The sequence below is a fragment of the Haladaptatus sp. SPP-AMP-3 genome (assembly GCF_049568665.1).
GTDB classification, from domain to species: Archaea; Halobacteriota; Halobacteria; order Halobacteriales; family Haladaptataceae; genus Haladaptatus; species Haladaptatus paucihalophilus.
Window position 1 is genome coordinate 449,360 of sequence record NZ_CP145901.1, and the last position, 11,615, is coordinate 460,974.

At 61.5% G+C, this 11,615-nt stretch carries 11 protein-coding genes; 2 read left to right on the forward strand and 9 right to left on the reverse strand.

What is annotated here, in order from left to right; all coding sequences use genetic code 11:
- Positions 1-310: 310 nt before the first annotated feature.
- The 4 genes from V5735_RS22270 to V5735_RS22285 all read right to left on the reverse strand — a co-directional run bounded on the left by V5735_RS22270 (position 311) and on the right by V5735_RS22285 (position 4,629).
- The gene (locus V5735_RS22270) at positions 311-1,579 is read right to left on the reverse strand and encodes an AGE family epimerase/isomerase (RefSeq protein WP_423746844.1); all 1,269 of its coding nucleotides are present in this window, start codon (positions 1,577-1,579) and stop codon (positions 311-313) included.
- A 119-nt stretch (positions 1,580-1,698) separates the two neighbouring features.
- Entirely contained in the window at positions 1,699-2,613 is a 915-nt protein-coding gene (locus V5735_RS22275; RefSeq protein ID WP_423746845.1) for a hypothetical protein, read from the reverse strand.
- Between the two features lie 93 nt (positions 2,614-2,706).
- Entirely contained in the window at positions 2,707-3,489 is a 783-nt protein-coding gene (locus V5735_RS22280) for an IclR family transcriptional regulator (RefSeq protein WP_423746846.1), read from the reverse strand.
- A gap of 66 nt (positions 3,490-3,555) precedes the next feature.
- A complete protein-coding gene (locus V5735_RS22285; RefSeq protein WP_423746847.1) occupies positions 3,556-4,629 on the reverse strand; it encodes a Gfo/Idh/MocA family protein in 1,074 nt (357 codons plus the stop codon).
- A gap of 143 nt (positions 4,630-4,772) precedes the next feature.
- Here V5735_RS22285 and V5735_RS22290 point away from each other — a divergent pair, with 143 nt between their 5' ends.
- Positions 4,773-5,504 carry a sugar phosphate isomerase/epimerase family protein gene (locus V5735_RS22290; protein WP_423746848.1) on the forward strand — a complete coding sequence of 244 codons (732 nt, stop codon included), beginning with the start codon at positions 4,773-4,775 and terminating at the stop codon, positions 5,502-5,504.
- A gap of 64 nt (positions 5,505-5,568) precedes the next feature.
- Here V5735_RS22290 and V5735_RS22295 read toward each other — a convergent pair whose 3' ends face one another.
- The gene (locus V5735_RS22295) at positions 5,569-6,027 is read right to left on the reverse strand and encodes a universal stress protein (protein ID WP_423746849.1); all 459 of its coding nucleotides are present in this window, start codon (positions 6,025-6,027) and stop codon (positions 5,569-5,571) included.
- A gap of 130 nt (positions 6,028-6,157) precedes the next feature.
- Between V5735_RS22295 and V5735_RS22300 the strand changes: the two genes are divergently transcribed.
- On the forward strand, positions 6,158-7,264 hold the full coding sequence (locus V5735_RS22300) for a Gfo/Idh/MocA family protein (protein ID WP_423746850.1): 1,107 nt from the start codon (positions 6,158-6,160) through the stop codon (positions 7,262-7,264).
- Between the two features lie 97 nt (positions 7,265-7,361).
- Here the strand turns inward: V5735_RS22300 and V5735_RS22305 are convergent, their stop codons facing one another.
- From V5735_RS22305 to V5735_RS22320, 4 genes are read right to left on the reverse strand one after another with little or no spacing between them, the layout of a single operon-like run.
- Positions 7,362-8,474 carry an oligopeptide/dipeptide ABC transporter ATP-binding protein gene (locus tag V5735_RS22305; protein ID WP_423746851.1) on the reverse strand — a complete coding sequence of 371 codons (1,113 nt, stop codon included), beginning with the start codon at positions 8,472-8,474 and terminating at the stop codon, positions 7,362-7,364.
- Positions 8,471-9,550: an ABC transporter ATP-binding protein gene (locus V5735_RS22310; RefSeq protein WP_423746852.1), complete on the reverse strand. Its 1,080-nt coding sequence runs from the start codon at positions 9,548-9,550 to the stop codon at positions 8,471-8,473. Before V5735_RS22310 ends, V5735_RS22305 begins: the two co-directional genes overlap by 4 nt.
- Positions 9,547-10,587 carry an ABC transporter permease gene (locus V5735_RS22315; RefSeq protein ID WP_423746853.1) on the reverse strand — a complete coding sequence of 347 codons (1,041 nt, stop codon included), beginning with the start codon at positions 10,585-10,587 and terminating at the stop codon, positions 9,547-9,549. The genes V5735_RS22310 and V5735_RS22315 overlap by 4 nt, the downstream gene beginning before the upstream one ends.
- Complete coding sequence (locus tag V5735_RS22320) at positions 10,574-11,578, reverse strand: ABC transporter permease (RefSeq protein WP_423746854.1); 1,005 nt, start codon at positions 11,576-11,578, stop codon at positions 10,574-10,576. Before V5735_RS22320 ends, V5735_RS22315 begins: the two co-directional genes overlap by 14 nt.
- Between the last annotated feature and the right edge of the window lie 37 nt (positions 11,579-11,615).

The window sequence follows — 11,615 nt, forward strand, 5'->3', positions numbered from 1 at the left end:
TTTCGATATATGAATCGATAATGTCCGTTCCGAGGTGAGTGGATAGTCATTCCGATTCCCGTACATCAATTTAAGACGTATTGATGATAGGTGAGATAATCTCTAAGGGCATAGTGGGTGCTAATTTCTCCGCTGAGGTCCGTTCGAATAGCGTACCTTCCCATCCATTTCTCAAAAATATTGGATGTGAATATACTAAACGACTATCTGTCACTTAATTTTTTCATTCATAAAGGGATGATTTCAATTCGACAGCTCTCAGCCACCCTTCGAGCATCGCGGTTGCGCCCCGCGGCGGCTGTATCCGTCGCTATAGTGACTCAAGTTCCGCGATGCATTCGAGCAGCGCACGGCCGTTGTGGTATGCCGCTTTGTACTCGGCGCCTTTCCTCCCGACCGGCTGTAAGTCCTCGTCGATGCCGGAAAACCACTCGCCGTCGTCCCAATCGATTTGATGGTCGGTGATGAATTCGAAGGTGTTCTCGAACGCCGAGCGGTACCGTTCGGAACCCGTGTGGCGATACATCTTCAACGCGCTCGTCAGACACTCGGCCTGCACCCACCACGCCTTGATTCGGTTCGTCGCGCCCTCTCCGAGGGGTCCGTAGAAGTAAAAGCCGCCGTGCTGGTCGTCGTAACCGTGTTCGAGAGAGTAGTCGAACAGCTCCTCGTACAGGTCCGTGAACAGCGACTCCGGCATCGACACCGCGTCGCACGCTTCCATCGTCAGCCAGACCGTCTCTAAATCGTGACCGTACGAGGCGATACGGAACTCCTCGTCGTCGAGTCTCGGTGACCAATCGGGATCGTACTTGTCCGTACAGGCGGTCACGTCGTGCCGAACGACGGTGCTCGTGAGGATGTGGAGCAGTTCGTGGAGTCGCGCCGCGCTCCGGTCCGTGCCGATGGCCTCGTGAAACGTCGTGAACCCTTCCAGCAGGTGGAGGTGCGTGTTCATCAGCTTGAGCGTCGGGTCGAGGACGGTGTCGCCGGATTCCTTCGGCGACCAGTCGGGTTCGATGGTTTCGAGGTACGTCTGGCCGGTTTCGATGGGCGTCCAATCGCGTTCGAAGTACTCGACGTACCCGCCGTTCCGTTCGTCCTTGGCCTCCGACTCCAGCAGTTCGAACAGTTCGACGGCGAGTTCCCGTGCCTCTTCGCACCCGGTGGAACGATGGTACTCCGACAGCGCGTACAGGCCGAACGACTGGCCGTACAGGTGTTTGTCGGGTTTGGTCGTCGTCCCGTCGCGTTCCACCTCCCAGTAGAAGCCGCCGTGCTCGTCGTCCCACATCTCGTCGCGGAGGAACTCGTAGCCCAGATCCGCCGCGTCTCGGAACTCGCCGTCGCCGTACCCCTCACGGTCGAGACGCGCCGAGAGCCAGACCATTCTCGCTTGGCTGACGATCATCTTGTGGTCGTTCCCGTTGAACTCGCCCTCCCGGTCGTATCCGAGGACGTAGCCGCCGTGCTCGCGGTCGAGACAGCGGGGGTACCAGAAATCGAGAACGGTGTCGGTCAGGATTCGTCGCAACTCGGGTAGATATGCCTCTGCTAACGAGGCGGACGACTCGCTCATACGAGAGGTAGCTCTCGAAGAAAGTATATAAATCCTTCCCGTCGCTCGGACGGTTCGGGGTGTGGAAGTTAGAGAGATACCTCTCGGCGTCCCGGCCGTCACACGCCCGCTTTGCACCGTCAGCCAAGCTTGTCGTATACCGTGTCGAAGTACGATGTCCTTGAGTACGAACTGGCACTACAGCTGTCGCCCCAGTACGGCGAACTCATGTTCATCGGGTCGGACGACCCGTCGCCGTTCCACGCCCAGCCGAGAACGGGCCATCCGAGCGACTTCGCGTGGTTGACCAAGCCCGACCAGTTGGCGCTGCCACTGCCGCCACTTCCGAACTCGCCGAGCATGCACGGCCTTCCAGCATCATTCAGATAGTCGAGGTCCAACGTGGACAGCCAGTCGCCGCTGACCGAGTTCCACGCGCCCGGGTACACGTGCGCCGAGAAGATGATATCGTCGTCGACGATATCGGACGACGCATCGGCCGCGACGTGCGTCTCCTGTCCCCAACCGGGGATGTCACAGACGATGGTATCGCTGTAGACAGTCCGAACCGCGCTGATAGCGTCGTTGTACGCTGAGGCATACTCACTCGCGGTGACGCTGTGGTCTCCCCACTCGTTCATCAGATTCACGGTGAAGGACCCACCCCGTGCGAGGGTGTCGTAGTTATCGACCCACCAGTCGGCGGCGTCGGAGAGCGCCGACCCGTTCGCCGATCCGTTCTGGCTCGCCTGATGGTAACTCGCGACGACGTGATAGCCGTGATCGTTCGCCTCCCGAATCCATCGCTTCGCGTCACTCACCGTCGCTTGTGCGTCGGGTTCTATCTCGATTCGAACGGACTGAATGTCCGAATAGTCGTCCATTAAGTCCCAACCGAGGTTCTGGTCGCCGTTGCAGAAGTATGCCGGTTGCAGGTTAACGCCATCGCCGAACGAAGCTCCCGTCGCCGTGACTGTCGTGCTGTTGCTTAGCGCGCCGATTCCAATGCTCGATGCTACTGCCGATGATTGCAGTATCTCGCGTCGTGTTATCATAGTTCACTCGCGGCCGAATAGATGACTCAAATGGAAATAAAAGTTATTCAGATTAAATTAAAATTAATATCGGTATTTGGTTCAGCCATTGAACTACTCCATCCAGTCGAGGTACGTCGTGTTGACCTCGATGACGCCCGCGACGTTCCGGATCTCCTGTGGGATGTCCTCGTGGAAGGTCCCGTCGTCGATTCGGTCCACGGGACCGCTGACGCTGATCGCGCCGAGGAGTTCGTCCATCTCCGTCACCAGCGCGGTCGCGACGCAGCGGACTCCCTCGAACTGCTCTTCGTCGTCGAAGGCGATACCGCGGGACCGGATATCGTCGATTTCCGCTCGGAGCGAGGATTCGTCGACGATGGTGTTGCCCGTGTGTCTGGGCAACGCTCCCCATTCGAGGGCGTCGTCGATATGCTCGTCGTCCATCGCCGCGAGCATCGCCTTTCCGGCGGCCGTGCTGTGAAGGTCCTCTTGGGTTCCGAGGTGGGTCCGTATCCCGGAGCGGTCGTGATGGGTGGACTGGTAGAGCGTGATTCCGTAACCGCCCCGTTCGACGACCAAACGGGCCGTTTCGTCCGTCGTCGTCGCGAGCCTATCGACCCCTTCCTTGCCGATTTGGAAGACCTTCTCCCGCTCGCGCACCGCGCCGCCGTACGTCAGGGGTCGAAGGCCGAGTTGATACTTCCCGTCGCACCGCTCGACGAAATCGTGTTCGAGGAGCGTCGCGAGGTAGTGATGTACCGTCCCCTTCGAGAGTCCAACGTCGTCGCTCAGTTCGGTAACGCCCATCGGTTCGTTCGCTTCCAGCGCTTCCAGAATCCGAAACGCGTTCCCCACCGATTTGATGGTCTTGCTTCCGTGACCGTTTCTCGCCATGACCCTACCTGTATCCCGTCGATATATGAATGTACCTCTCGATTTGATGGTGTCAAACGCCGTCCGTCACTCGTTGCTGGCGTAGATGCGGTCGACGAGGCGTTGGACGGCGAGCGCCTGCTCGACCGTGTTGGTGTCCGGCGTGTCGTTCGCCGCGACGGCGTCGAGGAACGCCCGTATCTGCTCCCGGTACGGGTTGTTCCGGTTCGCGGTGACGGACGTGTCGAGGTAGTGGTCCACACCGCCGCTCCGCGTCTCGAAGAATTCGAGCGTCTGGGACACCTCGCCGTCCGTGTTAGGGATGTCCGTGATATCCAAGAGCGCCCCGGCTTCCGTGCCGTGGATTTGATACGCGTGTACGGAATCGGCGTTGACCGCCCACGCGGTTTCCATCGTCGCCGTCCTGTCGCCCTCGAACTCCAGGAACGCCGACGCCGAATCCTCCACGTCGAACATGTTTGCGTCGTCGTCCTCGCCCCACATATCGAGGTACGCATAGGACTCCTGATTGCCGAAATCTCGTCGCGTGGTCGAAGCGACGTCGGTCACGGTCGGTTCGTCGAGGAAGTAAAAGAGCAGGTCTATCACGTGGATACCGATGTCGATGAGCGCGCCGCCACCCGCCAGTTCCTTCGAGGTGTACCACGACCCGCGGCCGGGAACACCGCGGCGGCGCATGTACGCCGACCGAACGTGCGTTATCTCCCCGAAAAATCCCCTGTCGATGTACCATTTGAGTATCTTGCAGACGTTTAGAAATCGGCTCTGGAAGCCGACCATGCAGGTTTGGCCCGTCTCGGCCGCGGTGTCCGCGATGCGTTCCGCGGACGCCAACGTGTGGGCTAACGGTTTCTCCATAAACACGTCGATACCCCGCTTCATCGCGGCCGTCGCGACCGGTTCGTGGAACTTGTTCGGCGTGGTGATGACGACGGCGTTTAGGTCCTCCTCGAACAGTTCGGTCGGACTCTCGAAGTGGGCACTCCCGAACCGCCGCTCGAACCGATTTCGAGCGTCCGGACTCGCGTCCGAACCGTACACTCGCTGGTCGAAATCGACCAGCGTCTGTGCACGGTTCAACCCGTGCGTTCCGAGACCGACGACCCCGACGTCGAGCGTTTGGTCGTTACGCATGCCCATTGCTCTGGAGGCGACGATATTCAGTTTTCCCTGTCGTCCCCGCCGAGACCGACCGCTACCCTACGGCCGACCCGTCGAGGTGCGTTTCGATACGATTTCCGAGAAAGCAACTGTTTTCACCCGCCCGTTCGAGTGGTACGAGTATGGCACGACCAGCCGTGCAATTGTACTCGCTCCGTACCGTAGACGAACCCCTCTCGAAACTGATCACCCGTGCGGGGGACGCCGGATTCGAGGGCGTCGAATTCGCGAACCGAATCACCGACGCCGACGCCGACGCCGTGAAAGCGGCGCTCGACGACGGCGGTATCGAATCCGTCGCCGCGCACGTCGGTATCGACGAACTGGAGGACGGCCTCGACGAAACGGTCTCGTTCTATCGCTCGTTCGGCTGTGACCGACTCGTCGTCCCGTGGCTCGACCCGGAGCACTTCGAGAGCGAAGCGGCCATCGACGAAACCGCGGAGCGACTCACGTCACTCGCGCGGTCGGTCGCGGAACACGACGTCGAATTGGGCTACCACAACCACGACCACGAGTTCGAGACGGTCGGGGACCGCCCGGCGTTCGAACGGTTCGCGGAAGCGTCCGGGGACGCGCTCAAACTCGAAGTCGACCTCGGCTGGGCGGCGGCGGCGGGCGCGGACCCGACGGCGTTCCTCGAACGCTGGAGCGACAGGATTCCGATCGTTCACGTCTCCGACGCCGACGGGACGCGCTCGCCGACGGAGGTCGGGGACGGCGTGCTGGACGTCCCGGCCTGTGCGAGCGCCGTCCGCGATGCCGGTGTCGAGTGGGCGATTTACGAACACGACGAACCCGAAGTCCCGTTGGAATCGCTCTCCCACGGAGGCGACGTTTTGGGACGGTTCTAGCGACCGGCGAAGAACGGCCCCGAATTCACGCTTTTTCCGTTACCCCGGTCCCCGACCACACCGCTCACTCCATCGTGATTGTGACGAGTCCGTCGAAGTTGAGTATCACTTGCTGTGCGAAATCGCCGAAGAGCGCCTTTCCCGCCGGAGAGCGTCCCGTCCCGACGACGAAGGCGTGGTCGCAGTCGTATTTCTCACCCGCCTCGACGACGCGGGAGCCGCGTTCCCTGTCCCCGACGACGGCGGCGACGGTCGTGAACTCGACGCCCGTCCCGTCGAGGACACCGGCGGCGAACGCCGTGGCGTCGTCGGCCGCCGCCTCCGTGACGGCACCGGTGTCGTAGCTCACGTTCTCGACTTTCCCGACCGATTCGAGCGTCTCGACGCCCTTTTCGTACTCCGATTCGTCGAGGAAGGTCAGTACCACGAGTTCCGCGTCGGCCGCGGCGGCCCACTGCCCGGCCTCTCGGAGAAGTGTTTCGTGCGTTTCCGTCTCGTCGATGGCTATCACTCCGCGTTTCATACCCACGGTAGGCGAATCGACCACCATAAAATAACGGGGTAGTGGCAACGAACGAACCCGGTGGGACGGGAAACGGTGCGGAGCAGGGGAAACCACTATGATACCGCTCTCCCACTGAGTACATGTCTCAATGAGTGAGCACACCGTCGCGATAGTCGGGACTGGGCCAGACCCATCCAACCCGACCGTCAAAGGATTCGCTATGGGGTATCGACACGCGGAAGCGTACACGAACCACGACGACTGCCGCCTCGTCGGCTGTGCGGATGTCGTCCCGGAGAACGCAGCGGCCTTCGCCGACACGTTCGACATTCCGGACGACGGCGTCTTCGAATCGTACGGGGAGATGATCGACGCTCTGGACCCGGACATCGTTAGCGTCACCGTCCCACCCGCGATACACGCGGATATCGTCGTCGGCTGTGCTCGGCGCGGCGTCGAAGCGATTCACTGCGAGAAGCCGATGGCGACCGAATGGGGTGACGCCAGACGGATGGTACAGGAGTGCCACCGTCGTGACGTTCAACTGACGTTCAACCGACAGCGGCGCTTCGGCCGTCCGTTCACGGAGGCCAAACGACTGCTCGATGCGGACGAAATCGGCGAGCTTCGACGCGTCGAAATCGGTTGGGGTGACTTCTACGACACCGGCGCGCACACCGTCGACCTCGCCGGAATGTTCAACGACGACCGACCGGCCGAGTGGGTCATCGCGGGACTGGACTACCGGGACGAGGACGTTCGGTTCGGCGTGCATCAGGAGAACCAGATGTGGGCCCAATGGCGCTACACGAACGGGGTGTACGGCATGGCTTCCACCGAACCCGAGGCGGAATTCGTCGGCGCGGCGCTCCTCCTCCGCGGAACGGAGGGCGTCATCAGAATCGACGCGACCGACGGTCCGATGCTCGAACTCGAACGGGATGGGACTAAAACGAAAATCGACGTCGGCGGCGAGACGATGCACCACACGGGAACGGAGGAGGGGCGATACGGTTCGGGGTTCCACGACCGTGCGGTCGCCGAAATCGTCGATTCGCTCGAAACGGGCGAGGAATCTACCATCAGCGGCCGCATCGGACTCAACACGACTGAGATACTGTTCGCGGGCTACGAATCGGTACGCCGTCGCGGCCGAGTGGACTTACCCCTCGACATCGACGACAACCCGCTCACATCGATGGTGGATTCGGGTGCTATCGTCCCCGAACCCGCTCCCGAGGAAGCCGAGCAGTAGACGGAGAACCCCTCTTCGCGTCGCTCGACGCCGTTCGGCCGCTTTTCTGGCGGTAAAATCGAAAAACGGGTTACGAAGTACGGACAGAGCGCTCGAATCAGTCCATCTCGACGCCGCCGCTCGTCGAATCGGGGTCGGACTCCGGCTCCACGCCGTCGAGCGGCTCGCTGTTCCAGTACTCGTGTCGCTCGTCGACCCGGAAACACGCCGCTTCCGACGATTCGTCCACCGGAATCGGTTCGGGCGTCTCGCGCGTACAGACTTCCCGCGCCTTCGGACAGCGCGTGTGGAACCGACAGCCCGACGGCGGGTTTATCGGGTCCGGGACGTCTATCTTCCGCATCGGGAAGTCGCTCGTGACGGACATGTTCATGCCGAGGTTCGGCGTCGCCCAGCGGAGCACCTCGGTGTACGGGTGCTGTGGATTCTGGATGAGTCGCTCGGCGGGGCCGAGTTCTGCGAGCTTTCCGAGGTACATCACGCCGATTTTCCCGCCGCCGTGTTCGGTGAAGTAGCGCGCGTTCGAGAGGTCGTGCGAGATGAACACGTAGGACGTGTCGAACACGTCCTGCAGTTCGAGCATGAGGTCCATCATCTCGACGCGCAACGAGACGTCCAGCGCGCTGATGGCCTCGTCCGCCAGAATCACGTCCGGGTTCATCAACAGCGCGCGGCTGAGGACGACGCGCTGTTTCTCTCCGCCCGACAGTTGATGGGGGTAGCGCTCGGCGAAGTCCGGTGCCGGGCTCATGCCAACTCTGTCGAGCAGCGAATAGATGCGCTCCCGTCGCTCGCCGGTGCTGAGACCGGGACTGACCTGCCGGAGCGGTTCCGAGAGGATGGACACGATGCGACGGTTGGGATTCAGCGAACTCCCCGGGTCTTGGTGGATTATCTGTAGCGACCGGCGCACGTCGCTCCACGCGATGTCCGCGTCGCTGTTTCCGTCGCGGATGTCCCAGATGTCGTGGCCCTTGTACTCGACGCTCCCGGCGGTCGGCCGCTGGAGTCCGATGGCCGTCTTGCCGAGCGTCGTCTTCCCGCACCCGGACTCGCCGACGAGCGAAATGACGTCGTTCTCCTCGATGTCGATGGTGACTCCATCGACGGCGCGGACCGTCTGTGCCTCCCCGTCGAAATCGAGGGGTCCGGGCTCGTTCTCGAAGTGGACTTCCACGTTCTTCAGTGAGAGGAGCGGCGCGTCGTTCATCGGTCCTCACCTCCCGGCTGCTCGGACGGCTGTTCCAATAGGTCTTCGTAGTTCAACGCTATTTCCTCCCGTGCTTCCTCCCAGTGGAAACACGCGGCCGCGTGGTTCGGCGACGGCGTTTCGAACGCTGGGTCGTTTCGGACGCACTCGCTGGTTGCGAGCGGGCACCGCGGATGGTACGAACAGCCGTCCGGGACGTTGATGGGTGCCGGACTCTGGCCTTCGATGGGACGCATCTCCTCCAGCGGCGCGTTCAGACTCGGCGTCGAGTTCAGTAGCGCCCGCGTGTACGGATGTGCCGCGTCGTCGACTATCTCCTCGGCCGGTCCGACCTCCACGATGTCGAAGGCGTACATCACCGCGAGTCTGTCCGCCAGCGCGGCAACGAGCGGCAGGTCGTGGGTGATGAACACCATCGTCAGGTCGTACTTCTCCCGAAGCTCCTTCAGCAGGATGAGAATGGACTGTTGCATCAGGAGGTCGAGTGCGGCGGTCGGTTCGTCCATCACGAGGATATCGGGTTCCAGTACCAGCGACAGCGCGATGAGCGCCCGCTGTTGCATGCCGCCGGAAAGTTCGTGCGGGTACGAAGAGAGGACGCGCTCGGGGTCGAGGTAGAGGTCCGAGAGGAGTTCCCGCGCCCGCTCTATTCCCGCCGTTCGGTCGGCATCGTGCGCGTCCAACGTGTCGTGGAAGTGGTCTCCGATGGACATCGTCGGATTGAACGAACTCATCGCACCCTGGAACACCATCGATATCTGTTCCCAGCGCATCGACCGTAGCTCCTCGTCGCTCTGTTCGAGGACGTCGATTTCCGTTCCCTCGTCCGGCCGGTAGACGACCCGCCCTTCGAGTATCCCGGGGTCGGGAATCGCATCGAGGATGGTCTCGGCGAACATCGATTTGCCGGACCCGCTCTCGCCCACGACGCCGACGATTTCGTTGCGCCCGATGTCGAGACTTACGTCGTTCAGGACGTACGACTCGCCGTCGTCGTAGGTGACCGACGCGTTCTGTATACTCAGTATCGGATCCGTTACCTCGGAGGAGTGGACGTTCGTTTGTTCGGATATCATTGTGACATCACTTCGGAGTTCTCGTCTGACTCTTCGAGCGACGACGATTCTCCCGCGAGACGGGTTCTAACGCGGGGGTTGAACACGCGGTCGAGGCCCTGTGCGAGCAGGATGAGCGACAGCGCGATACCCATTATCATGACCATCGGCACGACCAGTTGGTACAGCGCGCTCGTCCCGACGAGGGCACCGGCTTGCTTGTACGCGTTGTTCAGCTGGATTCCCCAGTTCGGAACCGACGTCGGGAGGATTCCCAGATAGTAGAGACCGACCGACGTGAAGACGACGTACCGGGCCGCGTTGGCGAAGTTGACCAGTACGAACGGCATCAGGTTCGGGATGATGTCCTTGAACAGGATGCGCGGCGTGCTGACGCCCATCGTCCGCGAGGCCTCCACGTAGGACGCCTCGCGCAGGGTGAGCACTTGGGACCGGATCGACCGGCCCAGCCCGGCCCAGTAGTTGACGGTGATGAGGATGCCGATGAGGACGGGGTTGTCCGGTCGGAAGACCACGGCCAACACCATGATGAGGGGAAGCCCCGGAATCGTCATCGCGATGTCGGAAAACGACGTCAGCACGGCGTCGACGGTTCCGCCGCTGTACCCGGCGACGGTCCCGATGACCAGCGCGATGGCGGTCGCGAAGATGCCGCCGGTCGCGATCATGATGAGCATCGATGGCGTCGCGTGAATCGCCATCGCCAGCACGTCCACGCCCGACTGGGTGGACCCCAGCGGCGCGCTCCAGTCCTGAAACGGCGCGAGATTCCGCGGCACTTGGTTCGAAATCGGCTCGGGGTAGAACCACGCGCCGACGGTTCCGATGAAGACGTAGACGAAGAGGATGATACCGCCGATACGGGTCCGGCGGTCGTCCCACGCGACGAGGCCCGGCTTATAGACGAACTCCGTGTAGAAGTCCCCGAGTCGCTCCTTCCACGTGACTTCGACGTCCGAGGTGGTCGTCTCGAAGCTGAACTCCTCGACCCTCGACCCGCCGTCGGCGACGGCGTTCGAGTCCTCAGTACGCTTCACTGGAATCACCCGATTGAACCCGCGGGTCGACCATTCCGTAACTCAGGTCGGCGATGTACACCGAGAGCACGAGCGCCGTCGTGATGACGAGGAAGATACCCATCATCAGCGGATAATCGCGGTTCTGTAACCCCTGAAACAGGTAGTAGCCGACGCCCGGATAGGTGAATATCTGTTCGAGGATGACGGACCCGCCGAGGTTGAATCCGATGAGTGTCAGAAACCCCGTGTACATCGGGAGGATGGCGTTCCGCCCCACGTACCACACCGAGATGCGGCGGTCCGAGAGGCCGCGAAGTCGCGCGACCCGAACGTAGTCCTCGCCGAGCACCTGAATGCTGTTCCCCCGCATCGCGAGTGCCTGCAATCCGGCTCCGGAAATGACGAGGGAGACGATGGGCAGGAACGCGTGATAGAGCGCGTCGATGACGAATTGAAGCGTGAATCCGGGTTCGACGCCGGGGCTGAGCCGATACCGAACCGGCAGCACCTGATATTTGTATCCGAGCAGGACTACCAGCCCGATAGCGAGGACGTAGAACGGTATCGAGGAGAGAAGAATCGACAGGCTGCTCGACACCACGTCGAATCTGGTGCCTTCCTTATACGCCATCAATGCGCCCCAGACGATGGCGATGGCGAAGATGATTATCGTCGCCGTCACCATGACGAATATCGTCCACGGTAGCGCTTCGCCGATGATGCTCGCGACCGTTCGCGGGTACGTGAACGACTTCCCCATGTCGCCGTGTAGCAGCGCCGTGATGTAATCGAAGTACTGGGCGTAGAGCGGTGCGTCCGGTTGGAGGTTCTGGTACGTCTCGATGATGGAGTTGATCTGCTGTGGTGGGTATCCCTGTCGGATTAACTTTCCTCGGAGCTGGGTCAACGGCCCTCCCGGTAACAGCCGAATCATGCCGAACGTGAGCGTGACGACGAGCCAGAGCGTCAGAAGCGCCCGTGCCGTCCGTTTAACGTAGTAGTTGGCCATGGTTTCGATATATTCTTCGCAGTGGTATATAGTGTGG

Excerpts from the sequence above, each read along its gene's own strand:
- V5735_RS22270 (WP_423746844.1), bottom strand. The coding sequence starts at position 1,579 with ATGAGCGAGTCGTCCGCCTCGTTAGCAGAGGCATATCTACCCGAGTTG.
- V5735_RS22275 (WP_423746845.1), bottom strand. The coding sequence starts at position 2,613 with ATGATAACACGACGCGAGATACTGCAATCATCGGCAGTAGCATCGAGC.
- V5735_RS22280 (WP_423746846.1), bottom strand. The coding sequence starts at position 3,489 with ATGGCGAGAAACGGTCACGGAAGCAAGACCATCAAATCGGTGGGGAAC.
- V5735_RS22285 (WP_423746847.1), bottom strand. The coding sequence starts at position 4,629 with ATGGGCATGCGTAACGACCAAACGCTCGACGTCGGGGTCGTCGGTCTC.
- V5735_RS22290 (WP_423746848.1), top strand. The coding sequence starts at position 4,773 with ATGGCACGACCAGCCGTGCAATTGTACTCGCTCCGTACCGTAGACGAA.
- V5735_RS22295 (WP_423746849.1), bottom strand. The coding sequence starts at position 6,027 with ATGAAACGCGGAGTGATAGCCATCGACGAGACGGAAACGCACGAAACA.
- V5735_RS22300 (WP_423746850.1), top strand. The coding sequence starts at position 6,158 with ATGAGTGAGCACACCGTCGCGATAGTCGGGACTGGGCCAGACCCATCC.
- V5735_RS22305 (WP_423746851.1), bottom strand. The coding sequence starts at position 8,474 with ATGAACGACGCGCCGCTCCTCTCACTGAAGAACGTGGAAGTCCACTTC.
- V5735_RS22310 (WP_423746852.1), bottom strand. The coding sequence starts at position 9,550 with ATGATATCCGAACAAACGAACGTCCACTCCTCCGAGGTAACGGATCCG.
- V5735_RS22320 (WP_423746854.1), bottom strand. The coding sequence starts at position 11,578 with ATGGCCAACTACTACGTTAAACGGACGGCACGGGCGCTTCTGACGCTC.